Below are 22,558 nucleotides of genomic sequence, written 5' to 3'. Positions count from 1 at the left end.
CCGTCCGCGCCACGCAGATAACCTATTGGTACTAGCCCCCCGGTTCAGCTCCCGCCGCTGCCTACACTGCACCGGCACCGCACCCCCACGGCGGCGGGTGGCCGTACCCGCCGGAGACCCTCCCCCACAGTTTTCCGGTCCGCGGCCGTTGTTGTTCTGCCCCATTCCCTCCAGATTGCCGATGCCCATGCGCCCGACCCCCCTGTTCCTCGCCCTGACCTGCCTGACCGCCGCGCCCGTGGCCGCCACCGCGGCGGACTGGGACAACTGGCCGACCAAGGTCGCCTTCAGCGACGGTACCGAGCTGGCCGCCACCGCCAACATCGCCTACGACCTCAACGACTTCTCCGGCGCCAGCGGCATCGAGGATGCCGATGCCGTCCGGCGCAAGGAGTTCGGCGCGACCCTGAAAAAGAAGGGCGTGTACGACGCGATGGTCTATTACGACTTCCAGGCCGATACCTGGCTGGACGTGTTCGTGCGCGTTGAGAGCAAGGCGTTCATCGGCCGCGACATCGGCCGTTTCCGCGTCGGCTACATGAAGACCCCGGTCGGCCTGGATGCGGGCACCTCCTCGCGCGCCGGCAGCTTCCTGGAGACCGCCCTGCCCGTGCAGGCGTTCTACGAAGGCCGCCGCACCGGTGCCGAATGGGTGCTGGAACGCCCGCAGTACCTGCTCCAGGCCGGTGCCTACGGCGGCAAGGACCTGCAGGGCGACAACCCCGGCACCACCCAGGCGGTGCGTGCGCTGTGGACCCCGGTCAAGGCCGCTGGCGACGTGATCCACCTGGGGCTGGCGTATTCGCAGGAAAACCCGCGCGGTTACCGCGATGGCCGCGACGTGCACCATGCGGCCAGCGCACGCCTGCGCGCGCGCCCGGAAGCCGGCCTGACCGACATCCGCCTGGTCGACTCCGGCGCCCTGACCACCGCCGACCAGATCCGCCGCACCGGTCTGGAAGGCATCTGGATCCGGGGCCCGTTCTCGGTGCAGGCCGAAGCCCTGCAGACCACGGTCACCCGTGACGGCAAGCCGGACTACACCGGCCACGGACAGTACGCGATGGCCAGCTGGGTGCTGACCGGCGAATCGCGCCCGTACAGCGCCGGCGCGGTGGCCAACGTCAAACCGGCCCACGATTACGGCGCGGTCGAACTGGTGGCGCGCTACAGCCGCCTGGACCTGGACGATGCCGATGTGTTCGGTGGCCGCCAGCACGACTGGACGCTGGGTGCCAACTGGTACCTCACCAGCCACTTCAAGTTCCAGGCCAACTACGTGAAGGCCGACGCCAGCCGTCGCGGCGTGCGCACCCAGCCGGAGATCTTCGAGCTGCGCGCGCAGATGCACTTCTGATCGGCCTGCGCAGGGTGGGCGTGCACGCCGCGCCCGCCCTGCAACCGTAGACTGCCGCCATGTACTGGCTCGGCCGCCACCGCACCCTGTTGCTGACCCTGCTGCTGATGATCGGCGGCACGCTGCTGTGCGCGGCCGCCGCCGGGCACTACGCCTGGCGGCGCGCGTTGAACGATGAAAGCGGCCAGGTGCAGCGCCAGCTGGCGCTGTACGGCCAGGGCCTGCAGCAGCGCGTCGACCGTTTCGGCACCCTGCCGCAGGTGCTTGCGCTGGACCCGGACCTGCGCCGCGCGCTGCTGCAGCGCCCCGATGCTGCCGGCGCGCAGCGCCTCAATCTCAAGCTGCAGCGGGCCAACCAGGTCACCCGCGCCTCCACGCTGACCCTGGTCGGGCACGACGGCGTCGCCGTGGCCGCCAGCAACTGGGACCAGGCCAGCAGCAACGTCGGCGAGGACTACAGCTACCGCCCCTACTACCGCCAGGCGCTGGCCACGGGCCACGGCCGTTTCTACGGCATCGGCATGACCACCGGCGTGCCCGGCTACTACCTGTCGCAGGCCATCGAGGACAACGGTCGTCGTATCGGCGTGGTGGTGATCAAGATCGAACTGGCCGCGCTGGAGCAGGAATGGCTGTCCAGCCCCGACGTGGTGCTGGCCAGCGACGAACACGACGTGGTGTTCCTGGCCAACCGCGATGCCTGGCGCTATCGCCTACTGCGCCCGCTGGGCACGGCCGAGCGCCGCGAGATGCTCGACAGCCGCCAGTACGCCGACCGCTCGCTGCAGCCGCTGCGCGTGCGCACCGGCAGCGTGCTGGACGACGGCGGCCGCATGGTGCGCCTGCTCGATCCTGTGCTGCCGGGCGAGATGCTCTGGCAGACCCTGGCGCTGCCGGAGGAACAGTGGAACCTGCATCTGCTGCACGATGCCGGCGCGGCCACCAGCGCCGGGCGCAGTGCCGCCATCGGCGGTGGCGCGGCCTGGCTGGCGCTGGGCTTCCTGGTGCTGTTCGTGCAGCAACGGCGGCGTCTGGCCGCGCATCGCCAGCGCAGCCGGCGCGAGCTGGAAAGCGTACTCAAGCAGCATGCGCAGGAGCTGCGTACCGCGCAGGACGGCGTGCTGCAGGCCGCCCAGCAGGCCGACAGCGGTCTCAGCCGCAGCCTGGCGCACCTCCCGCAGGGCGTGGTGGTGATCGACAACGAACAGAAGCTGGTGGCGTGGAACGCGCGCTACCTGGAGCTGTTCCGGTTTCCGTCCGGCCTGATCCAGGTGGGACGGCCGATCGAAGAGATTTTCCGCTTCAACGCGCGTCGTGGCCTGCTCGGCCCGGGGCCGATCGAAGACGCGATCGAGCGTCGACTCAACCATCTGCGCAGCGGCCGCCCGCACATGCGCGAGAGCGAGAAGGACGACGGCACCGTGCTGGAGATCCGCGGCAATCCGCTGCCGGACGGCGGCTTCGTCACCAGCTATGCCGATATCACCAGCTACAAGAACACCGCGCGCGAGCTGCGCTCGCTGGCCGACGCCCTGGAGCATCGCGTGGCCGAGCGCACCCGCGATCTGGACGAGGCACGGCGCGAGGCCGAGCGCGCCAACCGCTACAAATCGCGTTTTGTGGCCTCGGCCGTGCACGACCTGCTGCAGCCGCTCAATGCGGCGCGCATGTTCGTCTCGGTGCTGCGCGGCAAGCTGGGCGGCGATGCGCGGGAGCTGAGCGAGCATGTGGATGCCGCACTGGCCGCCCAAGACGCCATCCTCAACAGCCTGCTGGACATCTCGCGGCTGGAATCGGGCACGCTGCAGACCCGCGTGCAACCGTTCGCGCTGTCGCCGCTGCTGGAAACGCTGGCGCGCGAGTTCGGCATCGCCGCCGACGCGCGTGGCCTGCGGCTGCGCTGGGTGGACACGCGTGCGGTGGTGGTGAGTGATGAGGCGCTGCTGCGGCGCATCCTGCAGAACTTCCTGTCCAATGCGCTGCGCTATACCCCGCGCGGCCGCGTGCTGCTCGGGTGCCGCCGGGTGGGCGACCAGCTGCGCATCGAGGTGCACGACCAGGGCCCGGGCATTCCGGAGAGCCTGCAGGGCGAGATCTTCGAGGAGTTCCGCCGGTTGGATGACGGCGTGGACCAGGAGCGCGGGGCGGGCCTGGGCCTGGCCATCGTGGAGCGCATCGGACGCCTGCTCGGCCATCGCATCGCGCTGCGCTCCACCTTGGGACGCGGCAGCGTGTTCAGTGTGGAGGTGCAGCTTGGCGATGCCGGCGACGTGGCACAGACGCTGCCGGCGCCGACAGCCGCCGCCGCGCTCGACCCCGGCGACGACAGCCCGTTGCGGCAGTGCCGGGTCTGGAGCATCGATGACGATCCGCGCGTCTGCACCGCCACACGCACCCTGCTGGAGCGCTGGGGCTGCCGCGTTGACCTCGCCGACGGCCCGCAGGTCGCGCTCGACGCGGCCACGCCCGACAGCGTGCCGCACCTGGTGCTGCTGGACGTGCGCATGGGCGAGTTCGACGGCCCAACCCTGTACGAGCAGCTGGTCGAACGTTGGAACGCCCGCCCGCCGGTGATTCTGGTGACCGCAGAACGCGATGAGGCGCTCAAGGCCAGCGCCGCCGCCAAGGGCTGGGGATTCCTTTCCAAGCCGGTCCGCCCGCCTGCGCTGCGCGCGTTGATGACACAGCTGCTGGTGCGGCACCGCCAGCGCGATTGAATCCCGCCCTTGTAGAGCCGACTTCTAGTCGGCTATCGCGCGCAGCGCGGGGTTTTCGGTGGCGGGACGGAGGGCAGCCGACCAACGGTCGGCTCTACCGAATGTCGGGGTGTTCGGTGGCGGGACGGAAGGCAGCCGACCAACGGTCGGCTCTACCGGATGTCGCGCGCAGCGCGGGGGTGTCGGTGCAGCCGACCAACGGTCGGCTCTACAGGTCGGTGGCGTTGCCTTCCGGCTCCAGGGCCTTGACCAGCACGGCCGCCTGGGTGCGGCTGTGGCATTCGAGCTTTTTGAGGATCGCGGTGACGTGCACCTTGACGGTGTTCTCGGCCAGGCCGAGTTCGTAGGCGATCTGTTTGTTGAGCAGGCCGTCGGCCAGGCTCAGCAGCACGCGGAACTGCTGCGGGGTGAGCTGGGCCAGGCGCGCGGCCAGCAGGGCATCGGATTCGGAGCGTTCGGCGGCCATTGCCGGGAACCACACACCGCCGTCCAGCACGGCCGACACGGCCTGGCCGATGGTCTCGGCGGGCGCCGATTTGGGAATGAAGCCGGCCGCGCCGAACTGCTGCGCGCGGCGGATCACGCGCGGGTGGTCGTTGGACGAGACGATCACGACCGGGATGTCCGGGTGCGCACCGCGTACATGCAGCAGGGAGGAAAAACCGCGTGCGCCGGGCATGGTCAGGTCCAGCAGCACCAGCTCGATCTCCGGGTGCTGGTCCAGCGCGGCTTCCAGCGTGGCGGCGCTGGCCACTTCGATCACCTGCGCCTGCGGCAGCGACTGGCGCAGGGAATGGACGACCGCGGCGCGCAGCAGCGGATGGTCGTCGGCGATCAGAACGGTCAGTGCACTCATGCGGCCATTGTAGTGAGGTTGGCGGTTCGCGGCGGTTGCCGGCGGGGGCAGGCCGCGCGCGACGGCATTACGGGTCCTGCTGGAGCATGCTGCCGCGCCAGGCGTCGAGGAACTGGCGGCGCTTCAGCCCGTCCAGGTACACCAGCAGCCCCGGGCCCAGCTGGATCGGCCGGTAGCTGCGCTCGGGCGAGCGCCCGCGCTGCTGCCCCTGCGCCGGCAGGATCGGCATCAATCGTGCTTCGCGCGACAGCACCTGCTGTCCACGCGGCGAGAGCAGGTAATCGAGAAAGCGGCGCGCCTCGTCGGCGTGGCGTGCGCTGCGCGGGATCACCGCCGTGCGCAGCACCACCAGCGTGTAGTCCTCCGGCTCGACGATGCCCAGCGGCGCGCCGGCATCGATGCGTGCCTGCGCATACGACCCCAGCACGTTGTAGACCAGCGAGAGCTCACCCCGGCTGACCTTGTCCAGCAGCACGCCGGTGCGCTCCTCCAGCTGCACCCGGTTGTCGCCCAGCGCCCCCAGCAGTGCGCCGGCCATGCTGCCGCGCTGCCCATCCTGGGTGGCCAGCAGGTAGCCCACGCTGCTGCGCTGCACGTCGTAGGTACCGACCCGACGCAACAGCGGCGCGTCCGGGGCGCGCAGCAGTTCCAGCAGCTGGCGGCGCGTGCGCGGCACCCGGGCCGCCGGCAGCGCGCGGGTGTTGTAGACGATGGCGACCGGCTCGTAGCTGATTCCGAACGCCTCGTGCCGCCATTGCGCCCAGCCGGGCAGCGCATCGGTCTGGGGCGAGCGGTGCGCCAGCGCGTGGCCGTCGTTGACCAGCTTGGTCTGCAGGTCCATGCCCGAACTGATCAGCATGTCCGGTGCCGCCGGCCCCGCGCGGTCGCGCAGGTAACGCGCATACATGTCCTGGGTGATCACGTCTTCGTAGACGATCTCCGTGCCCGGGTGCAGCCGCTGGTAATCGGCGATCACGGTGGCGAACACTTCGATGTCGGTCGAGCCGTGGATGCGCAGCTGGGCCGTGGGCGTGCCCTGCGCGGGGAAGCGCTGGACATCGCCGGGCGCGGCCGCGGCAGGACCGCAGACCAGGCAAAGCAGGAGCAGCAGGCAGCGCAGCGTCATGGGTGCATCCTCGGCAGGCGGATGGTGGCGATGAGGCCACCGCCGCCCACGCGGTTGGACAGATCGATGTGCCCGCCGTGGCTGTCCACCACGCGCTTGACGATGGCCAGCCCCAGGCCGGCGCCCCCTGCGGGCGCGCTCTCGCCACGAGCGAAACGCTCGAACACGCGCTCGGCATCGGCCGCCGCGATGCCCGGGCCGTGGTCGGCCACGGTCAGCACGCAGTACTCGGGTGCTTCGGTGAGTGCGATCTGCAGCGGGCCGTCGCCGCCGTACTTGAGCGCGTTGTCGATCAGGTTCTTGATCGCTTCGCGCAGCAGCAGCGCATCGCCGTTGACCCAGGCCGGCGCCGGGCTCACCGCCAGCTGCACGCGCGGGGCAGGCAACGCCTGCGGCAGCGCTTCGTGCAGCGCCTGGTGCACGGTCTCGGCCAGGTCCACTGCGGCGAAACGCTGCAGATTGGCGCGGTGGATCACGCTGGCATCGCTGAGCAGCTGGTTGAGCAGCCGGCTCATGTGGGTGGCATTGCGCTCGATCGCCTGCAGGCTGCGCCGCATGTCCTCCGGGTCTTCATCGTCCAGCGCCAGCTGCGCCTGGGCGCGCAGTGCGGCCAGCGGCGTGCGCATCTGGTGCGCGGCCTCGGCCATGAAGGCGCGCAGGGTCTCGTTGCTGCTCGACAGCCGCCCCATGAAGTGGTTCAGCGCGCCCACCATCTTGTCCATTTCGCGCGGGACCACCGCATCCAGCGGCCTCAGGTCGGACGGCTCGCGGCGGGCAAGCTCGCGCTCCACCCGCACCAGCGGACGCAGCGCGCGGTGCACGCCGATGCCCACCAGCGCCAGCGACAACAGCGACAGCACCACAATCGCCACCAGCGCGCGGGTCACCATGTCCTGGGCCAGCACTTCACGTGCGCGGCGGGTCTGCCCGACCTGCACGCGCACCTCGCCCTGCGCCGACGGCGAGGACACCCGCCGCGACACCACTACGAAGCGCACCGTCTCGCCGCTGTAGGGCGCATCGAACAACTGCGCGCGGTCGCTGGGCGCGCGCGGCGGGGCCGGCAGGTCGCCGTAGCCGGTCACGGTGCGGTTCTGCGCATCGGAAACCCGATAGAACACGCGGTCCTCCGGGGCCATCGCCAGCAGGTCCAGCGCCGCGTAGGGCAGATCCACCTGCCATTGCGCCTCCACCAGCGCCACCGAATCGATGATCGACAGCGCCGAGGACACCAGCAGGTGATCGTAGGAGCGGTTGGCCGCGCGCTGACCGTAATCGCGCGCGCCGAACAGCAGCGCCACCGCGAACAGCGCCATCAGCCCGCCCAGATACAGCCACAGGGTGTGCCGGATCGAGCGAGGCGCGGCGGCCGCCTCAGTGGCCATCGTCCGGCTCTGCCGTTCCGGGGTCCACCACTTCCAGCAGGTAGCCGCTGCCGCGCACGGTGACGATCCGCAGCGGCGCGTCGGCGAGCTTGCGGCGCAGGCGCCCCACATACAGCTCGATGGCGTTGGGGCCGGCCTCGTCATCGAAGCCGAACAGCCCGTTGCCGATCTCGTCCTTGCCCACCACCTGCCCCAGCCGCCCCATCAGGATCTCCAGCAGGCGGAACTCGCGGTTGGGCAGATCGATCGGCTGCCCGTCCAGGCTCACCCGATGCGCGGCATTGTCGAACTGGAAGCCACCGATCTGCACCACCTCGCTGGCCTGGCCGCGCGCGCGCCGCAGCAGCACCCGGCAGCGCGCCTCGAACTCGCGGAAATCGAACGGCTTGCCGAGGTAATCGTCGGCGCCCACGTCCAAGGCCTGCACGCGGTCTTCGATGCCATCGCGCGCGGTGAGCATCAGCACCGGGGTGCTGTCGCCGCGCTCGCGCATGCCGGCCAGCACCCGCAGCCCGTCCAGCTTGGGCAGGCCGATATCCAGCACCACCAGGTCGAAACGCTGGTAGCGCAGCACGCTGGCCGCGGCCAGGCCGTCACTCTGCCAGTCCACGGCATGGCCGCTGCGGCGCATGCGACGGACGATCGCGTCGGCCAGGTCCGGGTTGTCTTCCACCAGCAGGATGCGCATCGGTCGGGATCGGGAACGGTGCGCGAATGCTAGCGCGTACGGCCGCCATCGTGCGACGCGCTGCGGTGCAGCAAACGCTGACAGGTGGATGACAGCTTCCCCGCACTAGGCTGCGCGCTCGCATCACCCCGTGCCGATGTGCCTGTCGTCACCCCTACGCAAACGTGTACCTGGGAGGGTCCGTGGAACTGAATTCGCTGCGCTGGCGCGCGCCTGTCGCCTGCACCCTGCTGTTGCTGGGCGCCCCCACCTGGGCCGCCGAGGGCAGCGACGACGACCGCCCGGTCACCGCCAGCGTCGGCGGCCGACTGCACCTGGACTTCGCGGACTTCGACAACGACGGCCGCGGCACCCCGAACAAGGACGACACCGAGATCCGCCGCGCGTGGATGGACGTGTCCGGCCGCTTTTTCGCCGTGGACTACAAGCTGGAAGCGGATTTCTCCGGCGACCGCGTCGAGGCCAAGGACGTCTATGTCAGCCGCGACTTCAGCGGCGGCAAGCTGACCGTCGGCCAGTTCAAGCAGTTCTTCTCGCTGGATGACCGCACCAGCTCCAACTACGGCACCTTCCTGGAGCGCGGCAACGCCGGCACCACCCTCGCCCCGCTGTACCGGCTGGGTGCCTCCTGGCAGGCCGCCAAAGGCGACATGACCTGGGCCGCCAGCGCCTACAGCCTGGAGAGCATCGATGCCTGGCAGGTCAAGGGCCGCGCGGCCGGCGGCCGGGTCACCTGGGCGCCCGGCGCCACCGCCGGCGACGTGCTGCACCTGGGCCTGTCGCTGGCCCACGAGCGCTACGACAACCCCGGCGCCAACGGCGTGCCGGGCCTGAAGATCCGCCCGCGCCCGGCCGGCCACCTCTCCGACAACAGCCGGCTGACCCTGGTCGACTTCTCGGCCGGCCGCGATACCGACGTCAACAAGTGGTCGATGGAGTACGCGCAGGTGCGCGGCCCGCTGTCCTGGCAGGGCGAGTTCAGCGGCGCCACCTTCGACGATGGCAGCCAGCGCGGCCGCGTGATGGCCGGCTACGGCCTGGTGAGCTGGTTCGTTACCGGCGAATCGCGCGCCTATGACCGCAAGACCGGTCGCTTCGCACGGGTCAAGGACCTGCGCCACAAGGCCGGTGCCTTCGAGCTGGCGCTGCGCTACGACCAGATGCGCGGTGACCAGCACCTGATTGGCCAGCCGGACCTGATCGATGCGCGCACCGAGGCCTGGACGCTCGGCGGCAACTGGTACATGCGCCCGAACCTGCGCTTCATGCTCAACCTGATCGAAAGCCGCAACCGCGACCGCCTTGCCGACGCCACCGTGGACCGCACCCGCGCGGTCACCGGCCGCCTGCAGTTCGATTTCTAACCCCACCCCCACGTTGCAAGGAGTCCGCAGATGATGCTGAGCATCCTCGGCTTTGGCATGGTCATTACGTTCATGTACTTGATCATGAGCAAACGACTGTCGCCGCTGGTCGCCCTGATCACCATCCCGATCGTGTTCGCGCTGATCGGCGGCTTCGCCACCGGCATCGACGACATGATGCTGGACGGCATCAAGAAGATCGCGCCCACCGGCGTGATGCTGATGTTCGCCATCCTCTACTTCGGGGTGATGATCGATGCGGGCCTGTTCGACCCGCTGGTGCGGGTGATCCTGCGCATGGTCAAGGGCGACCCGATGAAGATCGTGCTCGGTACCGCCGTGCTCGCGATGCTGATCTCGCTCGACGGCGACGGCTCCACCACCTACATGATCACCGTGTCGGCGATGCTGCCGCTGTACCAGCGGCTGGGCATGAATGCGTTGAACATGACCTGCGTGACCATCCTCGCCGGCGGTGTGATGAACCTGACCCCGTGGGGCGGCCCCACCGCGCGCGCGGCCACGGCGCTGCACGTGGACCCGGCCGACGTGTTCGTGCCGCTGATCCCGGCGATGGTGCTGGCCTGCGCGTCGGTGCTGCTGCTGGCCTGGTACCTGGGCCTGAAGGAGCGCCGCCGGCTCGGCGTGGTCAGCCTGCCCAAGGGCGGCTCGTGGATGGACGCCAGCGTTTCCGACGATGGCGCGCTGCCCACCCTGGATGATGCCGAAGACACCAAGCGGCCGAAGCTGCTGTGGGTGAACCTGGCGCTGACCCTGGCGCTGATGACTGCCCTGGTGCTGGGCGTGCTGCCGATGCCGGTACTGTTCATGGTCGGCTTCGCCATTGCCCTGGTGATCAACTATCCCAACCTGGCCGAGCAGCGCCGCCGCGTGGTCAATCACGCCGGCAACGTGCTGTCGGTGGTGTCGCTGATCTTCGCCGCGGGCATCTTCACCGGCATTCTCAACAACACCGGCATGGTCGAGGCGATGTCGCACAGCTTCCTGGCGGTCATCCCGGATGCCTGGGGCCCGTACCTGGCGGTGATCACCGCGCTGGCGTCGATGCCGTTCACCTTCTTCATGTCCAACGACGCGTTCTACTTCGGCGTACTGCCGATCCTCTCCGAGGCCGCCGGCAACTACGGCATCACCCCGGTGGAGATGGCACGCGCCTCGCTGGCCGGCCAGCCGGTCCACCTGCTCAGCCCGCTGGTGCCGTCCACCTACCTGCTGGTGGGCCTGGCCAAGGTCGAGTTCGCCGACCACCAGAAGTTCACGCTCAAGTGGGCGGTGATGGTCTCGCTGGTGCTGATGTTCGGCAGCCTGCTGTGCGCCCTCTACCCCCTCGCCGCCTGACCCTTACCCCGGAGATTCGCCATGACCCTTCGCATCGCGTACGTGACCAGCGGCATGGGCAGCGTGGGCACCGCCATCTGCCAGAAGCTGGCCCGCAACGGCCACACCGTGGTGGCCGGCTGCGCCCCCAACTCGCCGCGCAAGTCGGGCTGGCTGCGCGAGCAGCGTGAGCTCGGCTTTGACTTCATCGCCTCCGAGGGCGATGCCACCGACTGGGCATCGACCGTGGCCGCCTTCGCCAAGGTCAAGGCCGAAGTCGGCGAAATCGACGTCCTGGTCAACAACGCCGGCGGCAGCCGCGACGTGCTGTTCCGGCAGATGACCCAGGACGACTGGAACGCGGTGATGGGCTCCAACCTGCATGCGCTGTTCAACATCACCAAGCAGGTGATCGACGGCATGAGCACGCGGGGCTGGGGACGCATCGTCAACATCGGCTCGGTCAGCGCGCACAAGGGCCAGATCGGCCAGGTCAACTTCGCCACCGCCAAGGCTGCCATGCATGGTTTCAGCCGTGCGCTGGCCAATGAAGTGGCCACCCGCGGCGTCACCGTCAACACCATTTCGCCCGGCTACATCGCCAGCCAGGCGATCAGCAGCTTCCCGCCGGACGTGCTGGACCGCCTGGCCGGGTCCGTGCCGATCCGCCGCCTGGGCAAGCCGGAGGAAGTGGCCAGCCTGTGCGCGTGGCTGGCCTCGGATGACGCGGCCTATGTGACCGGTGCCGACTACGCCGTCAACGGCGGCCTGCACATGTTCTGAGTCCATACGAACGTCGCGGTGCGCGGCACCGTGGCGTTCGTGGGTCGTGCAGCAGTGCATCATGCGGAATGATGCACATCGCTGACAGCATCATTCGCGTTTCTCATCGGTGTTGATCGCACACACCTATAGGAATCTACGCCATCTTTTGAATCTCCCCTGCGTATCGACGCTATTGCCTCTGTCGGCGGCGGCGGGGCATTCATAGACTCGTTGCACGGCCTTCAACGGCGTAACAACGAGCACCCGATGACGCAATGGAACGCATCGTCCGAGCAGTGGACGTCCCTACATCGTCTGATCGACCTGCACTGGGGCAGCGCAGGCGCACCGTTCTCCCTCCTCGCACAGCGCATCGATTTCCGCGATGCGCTCAATACCGATTTCACCCTGACCGTGCACTGCCTTGTGCCCGGTACGGAGAGCGACATCAGCGCACTGCCGGGGCGGGTGGTCGGTGTCGGCGTCACCACGGCGGGCGGCGAACGGCGCTGGCTCAACGGCATCATCCATGCCGTCCGGCGCACCGGCACGCACGCGGGCCAGACCCGCATCGTGCTGCAGGTCGGCTCGGCACTGGCACTGCTCGAGCAACGTCGTGCCTGCCGGATGTTCCAGGACCTGAGCGTGCCGGAGATCGTGACCACGCTGCTGGATGAACATCGGCAGCGCAACGCCTGCCTGGCCACCGCCTTCGACTGCACACAGCACCTGCTGCGGGCGCATCCGGTGCGTTCCTACTGTGTGCAGTTCAACGAGAGCGACCGGGCGTTCATCGACCGGCTGCTGGCCGAGGAAGGCATCAGCTACCGCTTCCGGTTCGACATCGCACAGGGGCAACCACGCCACGTGCTGTGCCTCACCGACACCCCCCTGTTCGATCCGGACCGCACCGTCGCCCTGCCCTACCGTGCCGAGCGCCACGACGACGACCGCGACACCCTGCAGCACTGGCAGGCCTGCCAGCGCCTGGCCCCCGCCGCGGTGGCCCTGTCCAGCTACGACTATGCCAGCGCACAACCGCTGCACGGCAGCGACGACAATGCACAGCCGCTCGATGATCCGGCGCGCACCGCCACAGCCGGTCTGGAAGACCATCGTGCCGAGACGCTGTACTACGCCGGGAGCACGCAGGAACTGGCGCGCTACAGCCAGCTGCGCATGCAGGCACGCGAACTGCGCTCGCGCACCTGGCTGGGCGAAGGCGCACTGCGTGGCCTGGCCACCGGCGATGCAGTGATCATCGAGGGCCATCCGGCGCACGCGGTCCTGGACGTGGGCGCGCGCAGCTTCCTGGTCAGCGGCGTGCACCTGCTGGCATGCAACAACCTGCCTGCACTGCCGGAGGTTGATGCTGACGCATCGCCCGGCGACCCCCTGCAGCCCGGCCAATGCCGCACCCGGTTCCGGGCGCTTCCGCACGACCAGCCGCTGGTGCCCGACTATGCCGACCGCCTGCACCACCCCACCGCCACCGGGCCGCAGACCGCCACCGTGGTGGGCCCGCCGGGCGAGACCGTGCACACCGATCCGCTCGGCCGCATCCGCATCCGCTTCCATTGGCAGCGCGCCCAGGATCGCGCCGATGGCGATGACGCCGATCTGGCGCATGCATCCACCTGGATACGGGTCGCCCTGCCGAGCGCGGGCGACGGGTTCGGCCACCAGTTCCTGCCACGCATCGGCCAGGAAGTGCTGGTGGACTTCCTCCACGGCGACATGGACCGCCCGGTGGTCGTGGGCGTGCTGCACAACGGCCGGCATGCGCCACCGCAGTTCACCGGCGTCGGCCAGCTGCCCGGCAACCGTGCGCTGTCGGGCATCCAGTCGCGCGAGCATGGTGGCACCGCGCATGCCGAGCTGGTGTTCGACGACAGCCCCGGTGAGGTCGGTGCCCATCTGCGCGCCAGCCCGCACGACAGCGCGCTGCACCTGGGGCAGCTCACCACGCCGCGCCAGGATGGCCAGGCGCAGCCGCGCGGCAGCGGTGCCGAGCTGCGCACCGACGCCGCGCTGGCCCTGCGTTCGGCGCACGGCCTGCTGCTGAGCAGCCACGGCCGCACGCAGGCGCAGGGCCATCAGCTCGACCAGCAGGAGCTGCTGGGGCTGCTGGACACCTGCCGGCAGGTGTTCGAGCAGCTGGCCACCCTGGCCACCGAACAGCAGGCCGGCACCGCCAGCGCGACGCCGCAGCACACCCTCGCAGAGGCGCTGCAGGCGTGGACCGGCGATGGAGACGGCGGCCAGGCGCCGGTCATCGCCGTGTCCGCCGCTGCCGGGCTGGTTACCGCCACGCCGGCATCGCAGCTGCACGTCAGCCGAGGCCAGCACGACGTCGTGGCCGGCACCAACCTGCAGCAGACCAGTGGCGAACGCATGCACCTGCAGGCGGGCCAGGGCCTGTCCCTGTACGCCCGCGACGGTGGCATCACCGCCATCGCCAATGCCGGCCCATTGCAGCTGCAGTCGCGCGGCGACCAGATCCAGGCGCACGCGCTGCGGGGCATGCAGCTCAGCGCCGAGAACGGCGAGATCGTCATTGCCGCGCCGGTGATCCGGCTGGTCGCCGCCGACGGCAGCTTTCTGCGCATCGGCGGCGGCGTCACCGGCGGCAGCGAGGGGGCCATCCGCCTCCACGGTGCCCGCCATGACTGGGACGGCCCGCAGACCGAGCAATGGTCGCGCGCCCTGCCCCAGGCAGCGCCCCCGGTCTGTCTGCCCTGCCTGGCCCAGGCCGCGCTGCTCGGCACCTACCGCGTGAACCTGACGGAGGCCGCATGAACCCGTTGCCGCCGGCCTGCCACGCGCTGGTCGTGAATCCCTCCCTGCACGCGTACGTCCTGATCGACGGCGCGGCACAGCGCGATCTCGCCGGGCGCTTGGCACGGTGCGCGCCGCAGGCCATCCCCCTGTTCGCCGACCTGTCCGCCGACGCGCAGTCGATGGGCCCGTGGCTGCTGCCTGCCAGCGGCGCCGGCGCGCACGGGATCGACGGCAGTGCGCCGGGCGTGAACTGGCTGGCCAGCAGGGCACCCGCAGACGAGATCGCCGATCACCTGCGCTACTGGATGCGTGAGGGTGATCGCGACAGCCTCCACTACACCCGGCTGGGCGACGGGCGCGTGCTGCGCGCGGCGATGGACGTCTGGACGCCCGCCCAGCGCTCAGCCTTCTGCGCCCCGTGGCGCGGCTGGTGGCTGGCCGACCGCGACGGCCGTGCGATGGCGTTGGACCTGCCCGCCGCATCGTCGCCACTGGCACCCGGCGATGCCGGCCGCCCCGGCTGGAGCGACGCGCAGCATCACGCGATGCGGCAACACGGCCTGGCCGACGCGCTGCTCCAGCCGCTGAAAGGCGTGATCCGTCCTGCCCACACCCTGCGCGGCCGGGAAGCCCGCCACGCACTCGCCGCGCACACCCTGGCGCTGGCCGTCGCGCATGGCTATACCGACGCAACCGACCAGAGCAGCTGGATCGCCTGGGCGCTGCAGCGCGGCCACTGCTCTGGCGGGATCACCACGCATCCCGTACACGCGCAGGGGCTGCGTGGAGAGGCGCTATGGGAGGCGTTGACCAGCGACGCGGACGCCGCCGCACCTCCGCCGTCGGATGCCGCTGAAAGTGCTGCGGCGGCGACACCCGCCGAGGAGGTTCGCGATGACGCATGACGCCGGTCCGGATAAGCCGGGTGGAGCCGGCGACGGTAATCTGCGCGCGCTGCTGTGGTTCGTCGCCGACTGCGTGGTGACCGTGCTGTTCACTGCTGCGCTGTGGCAGGCAAGCTATGCGGGAAGCGAAGAGCTGCTGGTCCGAGATTCCTTCCTGCGCATCGTGCCACTGATGATGTTGCTGTTCGTCAACGGCGCCCGACGCCTCATCCGCAACTACCATCGCAGGTGTTTCCAGCGCCTTCCGGTAGTGCAGTGTGTGGCCGCTCCCTGGGTGGTGGCGATGTCCTACATACAGGTCTGGTGCGTTGCGTCTACCGGGTCGGATCTGCCGGACAATCCCAACGCCCTGTACTTCATTGCCGCCCCGATGACCGTAGGCGCAGGCCTTGCGTACACCATGCTAGCCGGCAAGCTGCGCGGGGTTGCCAACCCGGACAAAGAGGGTGATGCGCAGCGGTCCAGTTCCCAGTCGTGGCAAACCACGCCTCAGGAACCGATTTCCAGAGAGCCGGATGACGTCACCGATGATCAGCCCAGCAGCCATTCCGCTGATCAGGATGCGGAGGCGTCCAACGGATCCGATGACGGCGATCCATACGCAGTGGTCTGGTTCGTCGCGGACTGCGTGCTTACGGCACTGCTCACGACCGCCCTATGGCAGGCAAGCTATGCGAAGGGCGACGACGGGGTAGGACCATCCAGTTTCCTGGGGGTCATGCCCCCTATGCTGCTGCTCCTCGTCAATGGCCTCCGACGCGTCGTCCGCAACTACCACCTTATGACGTTCCAGGGCTCCCCACTGGTCCAGTGCGTCGTTGCCCTCTGGGTGGCTGTGATGTTCTACCTGTACGCCTGGAGTGTTGACTCGACAGGCTGGGGCGCAATGATCGCCCCCATGCTCGTCTATGTCGCTGCCTTACCACTGGCAGTATGCGCAGGCCTTCTCTATGCGTCGCTTGACGCGACGCTGCGGCGCGCCGTCAGGGTGACGCCCGTCGTCGATGTCGAAGCAACGGACGAAGCACGTGCCACGGTAGTCGAGCGCGTATCGCCGTCAACGAAAGCAGATTCATCCTACCAGCGGTACTCGCTGACCCGACGCGCGAGACGTCGGGATTCCATTCGGCGTATTCCCGCAACGCTTGATACTGATCTGCACTCGCCCTCATCCAGGGAGCCAGGCCCTTCTGCGGACAAGGCAAGGAGCCCGACCCAATCAACCAACCTGCGTGCAACCATTCAAAGCTACTTCTGGATAAGTGTTGTACTGCTTTTCGTCACGTCAAGTGCGATGTACAACCGGGCCAGCACCGCTGCTGAAGAAGGCAAGGGCACAACCGCGCGGTTCAATATCAGCCTGACCCCGATGGACTACGAGCCCACAGACACCTACGTGCAGTCGGTGTATATCGACGGGGGTGGGGTCGAGAGCGCGGGCACCGGGGGCAGCACCGTCCTGAGTGCCTTCAGCTTGCCGGTGCGCTGGCACCCGGGGCTCACCGTGCGTGTCAAGTGGCAGCGGTGCAAGGCTTTTTACGCGGACAACCCTCAGACAGAAGAACAGGCGTGCCGTTGGGTGGAAAAGGACGTTCCCGTCCACCCCTATACCGACGTCGGCTCACCGACCGTTCACCTGTTTGCCGACGACGAGGTTCTGGTGATTCCCTCAATGATGACTCCGCGCCACGAGGACTATGCGGGTGCTCCGTATCCCTACAAGAACTTCTACGAAAAACGGGGCATTGGCCACGATGAGTGAACCTTCGCCCCTGCAGGAGTCGCGTCATGACGCATGACCCCATCCCGGACAAGCGCGATGCACGCGACACGCGTAGCGGCCATTTCACTGATCAGGATGCGGACACGGCAAACGTTGCCGATGACGGCGATCCTCGCGCCTTGGCGTGGTTCGTCGCGGACTGCGTGCTGACGGCACTATTCATCGCTGTCCTGTGGCGGGCGGGGTATGTAGATGGCGACACAGGCTTGCGGGCGTCCAACTTTCTGGGCGTGGTTCCGCTCACGATACTTGTCTTCATCAATGGTTTCCGCAGGGCCGTCCGCAACCACCATCGCGTGACATTCCAGGCGCTGCCACTGGTTCAGTGTCTCTTCGCCATCTGGCTGGTTGTCATGTACTCCCTGTTCGCTTGGAGCGACAACTTCGAAGGCTGGGACGGGATGACCGCCCGCACAGTCGCCTATGTCGCCGCGTTCCCGCTCGCGATATGTGCAGGCCTCATCTATAAGTTGTCCGATGTACTGCTGCGACCGCCTGCCGAGAACACATCCGCTGTCGATGTCGAAGAAGCAGAGGAAGCACGCGCCAGGAGCGTTGAGCTTGAGAACGCATCAAGCAGCGCTACCGAGTCAGACGACCTGCGCCCATTCGTTCAGAGCTATCTCTGGCTGTGTGTCCTGCTGCTCGTCGTGGCGGCCGGTGTGTACAGACTTGCCCACTCCCATCCTACAAAGAGGGTGTCAACCTGGGTCGGTGGCAGCCTGACATCGATGGACTACGAGCCTACCGACACCTTCGTGCGGCCGGTTTACGTCAACGGTGGCGGAGGCGACAGCGCAGGCACGGGCGGCAGCACGGTACTCACTGCGATCGGCCTACCCGAGCGGTGGTATCCCGGCCTGGAAGTACCGGTCAAGTGGCGACGCTGCGCCCGCGGGACTTACTACATTCCCGGAGAGGTCCAGGACGAAGGATGCCGCTGGGTAGAGAAGAACGTACCTGTTCACCCGTACACCTACGTTGGCCGGACGTGGGTGCACATCTATGCGGATGACCAGGTGCTTGTGATTCCAACCATGATGGGGCCCAACCACCCGGACTACCCAAGCAGAGACTTCCCAGACAAGGATTTTTACGAGAGGCGAGGTATTGGCAATGATTAATGAATATTCGTGGCTCCCTACGGGTGCACCTCTCACTCGGGCACTCAATCCCGCAGGGTCGGTTGCTCACCAGACCACTTCCACTTGCTGCTTCGCAATCCAGTTTTCAATCTTCTTTGACGGCACGCGGAACCATATGAAGGAGGATGCGCCGAGTGGCTCACACAGCAACATTGCGCGCCTGTTTGATGTGTGCCGGAATAAGACTGCTCAGGGGCAGTTTCGCCTGTACGTGCAAGGCGTAGGAACGCCGTTCCCCGAGATTGGCGAACACGAGCCCCATGAGGATGGCGCCAAGAAGGGCAAGAACGGTGATCTGCGGATGCGTTACGCATCCCTGTTCATGGCAAATGAAATTGCCCGCCTTCTTCGCGGCGACGTCCTTGTGGAAAACACCGCCCCAGAGATCACCCGCGCCGTCAAGGATGAGGCCAACATCAGAATTTGGCGGCGACAACTCGAGCATATGCTCGCCAATCCAAAACCTGCAGCCCCCCAGATATCGGCAATCACGCTTGACCTGTTTGGCTTCTCCCGTGGCGCGACTGCAGCGCGGGCGTTTCTGAACCATCTTGTCGAGTGGGCAGGCGATGGGCTTCCACAGGTCTGCGGAATTCCACTGCGGGTGCGTTTCATGGGGTTGTTCGACACCGTGGCGTCAGTGGAGATCGCCGACTCCATGCCAAGACCTGGAGACGGTCACTTGGATTGGGCGAAGCCCAAATACATGGTAGTTCCCGCATTCGTGGAACAGTGCGTGCACATGGTCGCCGGGCATGAGGCGCGGAACTCGTTTCCGCTGACCAGCATCTCGGCCTCCCGCGAACAGGCGCCAAGGCGCTTGGAGATCATCTACCCTGGTGTCCACGCCGATGTCGGCGGCGGCTACGGCACAGCGTCCCAAGGCAAGGGAACCCACAAGGGCAGCCAAGGCATCCAGCAGCAGCAGGGCGACCTCCTCTCCCAGATCCCTCTCAACGACATGTACATGCGCGCTCGGGCCGCAGGCGTTCCACTGCTTGAGCGCGATGACGTTGGGTACGGTCAAGTGTCTGATTTCTTCAGCATCTCAGGAGCGTTGCAACGCGCCTACGACGCCTACCAGAGGTCAGTGGAGCAACACGGCCCAGGCGGCCCCCTGCTTCACCTTCTGCACGTTCACTATCTTTCATACCTTGGCTGGCGGCGGCAGGTTCTGCCACGCACCACGTTTATCGCCCAACCGTTCATGACGCACTGCAAGCAGACCCGGATACAGGACCACATCAATCTCGATCAGGCGAATGTTGAACTGCTTGTTTACCTGGAAAACTTTAGGAATCCATCCAGCCGATTTCGCATTTCGCGAAACAAGGCACTGCTCGTGATGGAGCACCTGACACGTGAGCATGCCTGTATGCGGATGTACGATCTTTACTGGGAAGGCGCTCCACAGCCAGGCGCAGCCATGAGGACAATGTTCGAACAGTACGTGCATGATTCACGTGCGGGCTTTGTGCTGACCGACCCGCAATGCGAGCGTGATTACAACGTCATGCGCAATCGCCTCGAGACCAAGGACGCGGCTTACAGGGCTGAGATGCGTCGATACGAGGAGATACTGGTTCCGGAACACCAACGCAGGTTGGCCGAGCATGCCGCGCTCGACGAAGCCTCCCCTATTAAGCCTACCGACCCTCTCAACAGCGCCGATCGACAGGCGCTTGCCCTTTATCGAAAGGGAATCAAGCCCATTTTCACCGATGCAACGCCGGCATCCAGCATGGACGGACGGCTCGACGAAATCGATGGCATTGCGCAGATCTCCCGCCGGGAGCCGCGCTGGAGCTATCTTCGACGGCGGCAGGTGTTCCGGCCCCACCTTATTTCCAGTGGACATGCGCGAATCGGCGTCAAGAACGTGGGCCAGTCCAAGCGCCTCCGCTACGAGGACGGCCTCACATGATTCCGCACGCGCTCCTTCGACCTGCCTTCTTCCTGCTGTGGGCACTCTGGTCGCTGCTGATGGGCTGGTATGCCCTCGACGATGACAAGCTCGCCTCGCCTGCGCAGGCGGTGGGCCCGTGGCTCGCGGGCAGCATCGCGCTGGGTGCGCTGTTCCTGCTGGTGGCGGCACTGATCAAGGTGCTTCAGGAGATGCGCGCCGGCGCGCGTGGCATCACACCGGTGCGCGTCGCGGGTTCGCCGGTGCTGCCCCTGCCCGCCACGGGCCCGGCGGCTGCGGCCACCGCCCCTGTGCTTCAGATCCGCGCGTGCTACGCGCGCCTTGCGCGGCAGGCACCCGACGCCGTTGTGGCCCTGCTGGACAACCCGCAGGCCACGCGCCCGGTACTGGCGGCGCACGCCGAGGACCCGGCGGCGCGCCTGGCCGAGCGGGGCATGGCGATGCAGGTGCGGTTGGCGCAGGGAATGGAGATGCTGGTCGCCGCCCTGCCCGATGCCGCGCCGGTGGCGATGTTCACGCTGGCCCCCACGCTCACCCGTCACAGCCGATACGCCGCAATGGAATGGCCGGGGCTGATGGCCAGCCAGTCCGACGCGCCCGGCGCGCTGCTGCTGCGCGAGCTGGACGTCAATGGCCCGTCGTTGGTGCCGGTGCTGCAGGCGCTGTTCGCCCGCTTCGCGGCGTCGCCGCGATTGTGCAACGCCGTGCTGCTGAGCCTGGAGGGCCGGTTGATCCGAGGCCGGTACCACCGTCCCCGCGATGACGAGCCGGAGGACGCGCTGGACGAGAGCATGGTGCTGATGTGGATCACCGGCACCGGGGTACCCGACGCGATACGGCGCGAGGCAGTGGAACAAGACACCCCGGCGGCGCAGCATGCGCGGCAGCCGTACGCGTGGTTCCGCGAGGAACTGGCGGCTTACACGGCGCTGGCCCCGCACGAACCCGAAGCGCAGGTGCACGCCGCTGCGTTCACCGCATCGCTGTTGCAGGTGCTCCGGGAAGAGGGTGCCGCGCCGGCCCATCGACTGGGCGACGATCCGTGGTATCCGGTGCCGTGGACCCGGCAGCAGATCACCCTTCAGGAGGCCGCGCCCGTGCTGGGCACGCTGTATCCGCCGCGCTGTGTCGCCCTGCGCACTGAGGATGGCGAGGCGTTGTCGCCGCGCGCGCAGGAGGCCGCCATTGCCGAGGCGTGGCAGGCCCTGCACGCCGCACTGCCCGAGGCCGCCCGCCCGCGCTGCGTCTGGTACGACAGCCGTGCCGATGTCGGTGCGGCCATCGCGCTGCGCATGGCATTGCGCGGGCTCGCGGACCCGCTCGATCTGGACGATCCACGCGTGGGCATCGACCTGGCCACGCGCGTGGGTGCGCTCGGCGGTGGCAGCGGCGCCGCCGCCCTGGCGTTGGCGCTGGCCAGCGGCAAGGCCGGCACGGCCGTCATCGTCGACGACGCCGGCAGTCTGCTGCTGCAGCCCGTCGTGCCCGCGCCACAGCCCGATGCCACGGACACCGCGTCCGCCCCGTCTCCCCATTCCGATCTGGAGCACCCATGACCGCTCGCCTCGCCCTGCCCCTCCTGCTGTTCTCGGTGGCCGCACTGACAGCCTGCCAGGAACCCTACGAACTGACGAACAGGTGGGACACCTGGCCCACCACGCCCGAACCCCCGCAGCCGCTGCTCGGCACGGTGTGGAAGCTGCACGACCTGCCCGCCACTGCCGACAAGGCGGCGACCGTGGTGCCGCCGGATTCGCACGTGGGCTTCATCATTCTCGAAGCCGACGGCCGGCACCTTACCGGCTATGCCGGCTGCCAGCCGATGACCGCGCTGTACCGCCAGCAGGGCATGCAGTTGACGGTGGGCGGGCTGGCACGCACCGGCTCGCGCTGCCACAAGGAGCGGTTCGATGATGTCGGCGACCGCTTCGCCGCTGCGCTGAGCGGGGCCACCGGCTACCGGATGGCCGAGGACGACGCCCTCCTGCACATCCTGCACGGAGACACCGTGACCGCGACGCTGATCTATCGCACGCCGCCCAAGGGCTACTGGTGACGCGGGCGGGCCGCAGGCTGCGGCGGGCATGAAGCACCCTGTCTGCCTGGGGGATCCCACCAGCGGAGGTGGCGAGGTGGTGCAGTGCCAGGGCAGCGGCCGCATCGACGGCGCGACGATCGCGGTAGTGGGCGACCTGGCCACCTGCGCGCTGCACCCGGGCCGACATGCCTTCGTGGAAGGCTGCGCGCGTGTGCGGATGAACGGCGCGCCGGTGGTGCGCGACGGTGACCGGCTGGCCTGCGGCTGTCGCGGTGTGGCCCGCCACGCGCTGCGCGTGCGGGCCTGAACGCAGCAGGGCCGCGCGGCGGGATGCCGTGCGGCCCTGGCTTGGATACCCAACGGCGGCGGAAGATCGCGGTGTTTAT

Annotated in this window: 17 protein-coding genes; 13 read left to right on the top strand and 4 right to left on the bottom strand. The window is 68.1% G+C overall.

What is annotated here, in order from left to right; translation table 11 throughout:
* Positions 1 to 187: 187 nt before the first annotated feature.
* Entirely contained in the window at positions 188 to 1,357 is a 1,170-nt protein-coding gene (locus ACO6VK_RS10300) for an OprO/OprP family phosphate-selective porin (protein ID WP_422506798.1), read from the top strand.
* 59 nt (positions 1,358 to 1,416) lie between these two features.
* Positions 1,417 to 4,074 carry a PAS-domain containing protein gene (locus tag ACO6VK_RS10295; RefSeq protein WP_422506796.1) on the top strand — a complete coding sequence of 886 codons (2,658 nt, stop codon included), beginning with the start codon at positions 1,417 to 1,419 and terminating at the stop codon, positions 4,072 to 4,074.
* Positions 4,075 to 4,282: 208 nt separating this feature from the next.
* Here ACO6VK_RS10295 and ACO6VK_RS10290 read toward each other — a convergent pair whose 3' ends face one another.
* From ACO6VK_RS10290 to ACO6VK_RS10275, 4 genes are all read right to left on the bottom strand, one after another.
* A complete protein-coding gene (locus ACO6VK_RS10290; RefSeq protein WP_422506794.1) occupies positions 4,283 to 4,930 on the bottom strand; it encodes a LuxR C-terminal-related transcriptional regulator in 648 nt (215 codons plus the stop codon).
* Positions 4,931 to 4,997: 67 nt separating this feature from the next.
* Positions 4,998 to 6,056 carry an ABC transporter substrate-binding protein gene (locus ACO6VK_RS10285; protein ID WP_422506792.1) on the bottom strand — a complete coding sequence of 353 codons (1,059 nt, stop codon included), beginning with the start codon at positions 6,054 to 6,056 and terminating at the stop codon, positions 4,998 to 5,000.
* Positions 6,053 to 7,441, bottom strand: coding sequence for a sensor histidine kinase N-terminal domain-containing protein (locus ACO6VK_RS10280; RefSeq protein ID WP_422506790.1), 1,389 nt, complete (start codon positions 7,439 to 7,441; stop codon positions 6,053 to 6,055). Before ACO6VK_RS10280 ends, ACO6VK_RS10285 begins: the two co-directional genes overlap by 4 nt.
* The gene (locus ACO6VK_RS10275) at positions 7,431 to 8,129 is read right to left on the bottom strand and encodes a response regulator (protein WP_422506788.1); all 699 of its coding nucleotides are present in this window, start codon (positions 8,127 to 8,129) and stop codon (positions 7,431 to 7,433) included. Before ACO6VK_RS10275 ends, ACO6VK_RS10280 begins: the two co-directional genes overlap by 11 nt.
* Positions 8,130 to 8,311: 182 nt before the next feature.
* Between ACO6VK_RS10275 and ACO6VK_RS10270 the strand changes: the two genes are divergently transcribed.
* The 11 genes from ACO6VK_RS10270 to ACO6VK_RS10220 all read left to right on the top strand — a co-directional run bounded on the left by ACO6VK_RS10270 (position 8,312) and on the right by ACO6VK_RS10220 (position 22,479).
* Entirely contained in the window at positions 8,312 to 9,493 is a 1,182-nt protein-coding gene (locus ACO6VK_RS10270) for an OprO/OprP family phosphate-selective porin (RefSeq protein WP_422506786.1), read from the top strand.
* Between the two features lie 33 nt (positions 9,494 to 9,526).
* A complete protein-coding gene (locus ACO6VK_RS10265) occupies positions 9,527 to 10,852 on the top strand; it encodes a CitMHS family transporter (protein ID WP_422506828.1) in 1,326 nt (441 codons plus the stop codon).
* A 21-nt stretch (positions 10,853 to 10,873) separates the two neighbouring features.
* Positions 10,874 to 11,614: an acetoacetyl-CoA reductase gene (gene phbB, locus ACO6VK_RS10260; protein WP_422506784.1), complete on the top strand. Its 741-nt coding sequence runs from the start codon at positions 10,874 to 10,876 to the stop codon at positions 11,612 to 11,614.
* 249 nt (positions 11,615 to 11,863) lie between these two features.
* Positions 11,864 to 14,395, top strand: coding sequence for a type VI secretion system Vgr family protein (locus ACO6VK_RS10255; RefSeq protein WP_422506782.1), 2,532 nt, complete (start codon positions 11,864 to 11,866; stop codon positions 14,393 to 14,395).
* Entirely contained in the window at positions 14,392 to 15,282 is an 891-nt protein-coding gene (locus ACO6VK_RS10250) for a DUF4123 domain-containing protein (protein WP_422506780.1), read from the top strand. Before ACO6VK_RS10255 ends, ACO6VK_RS10250 begins: the two co-directional genes overlap by 4 nt.
* Positions 15,272 to 17,044 (top strand): DUF3304 domain-containing protein, encoded by a 1,773-nt coding sequence (locus ACO6VK_RS10245; RefSeq protein ID WP_422506778.1) that lies wholly within the window; start codon positions 15,272 to 15,274, stop codon positions 17,042 to 17,044. Before ACO6VK_RS10250 ends, ACO6VK_RS10245 begins: the two co-directional genes overlap by 11 nt.
* 26 nt (positions 17,045 to 17,070) lie before the next feature.
* A complete protein-coding gene (locus ACO6VK_RS10240) occupies positions 17,071 to 18,189 on the top strand; it encodes a DUF3304 domain-containing protein (protein WP_422506776.1) in 1,119 nt (372 codons plus the stop codon).
* 136 nt (positions 18,190 to 18,325) lie between these two features.
* Complete coding sequence (locus ACO6VK_RS10235) at positions 18,326 to 20,134, top strand: T6SS phospholipase effector Tle1-like catalytic domain-containing protein (RefSeq protein WP_422506774.1); 1,809 nt, start codon at positions 18,326 to 18,328, stop codon at positions 20,132 to 20,134.
* Complete coding sequence (locus tag ACO6VK_RS10230) at positions 20,131 to 21,690, top strand: hypothetical protein (protein WP_422506772.1); 1,560 nt, start codon at positions 20,131 to 20,133, stop codon at positions 21,688 to 21,690. The genes ACO6VK_RS10235 and ACO6VK_RS10230 overlap by 4 nt, the downstream gene beginning before the upstream one ends.
* Positions 21,687 to 22,190 (top strand): META domain-containing protein, encoded by a 504-nt coding sequence (locus ACO6VK_RS10225; protein WP_422506770.1) that lies wholly within the window; start codon positions 21,687 to 21,689, stop codon positions 22,188 to 22,190. Before ACO6VK_RS10230 ends, ACO6VK_RS10225 begins: the two co-directional genes overlap by 4 nt.
* Positions 22,191 to 22,218: 28 nt before the next feature.
* Positions 22,219 to 22,479 (top strand): PAAR domain-containing protein, encoded by a 261-nt coding sequence (locus ACO6VK_RS10220; protein ID WP_422506768.1) that lies wholly within the window; start codon positions 22,219 to 22,221, stop codon positions 22,477 to 22,479.
* Positions 22,480 to 22,558: the final 79 nt, after the last annotated feature.

The organism is Stenotrophomonas sp. GZD-301 (assembly GCF_049310345.1).
GTDB lineage: Bacteria > Pseudomonadota > Gammaproteobacteria > Xanthomonadales > Xanthomonadaceae > Stenotrophomonas.
Note: the sequence above shows the minus strand (reverse complement) of the source record. Positions and strands in the feature narration are given on the sequence as shown.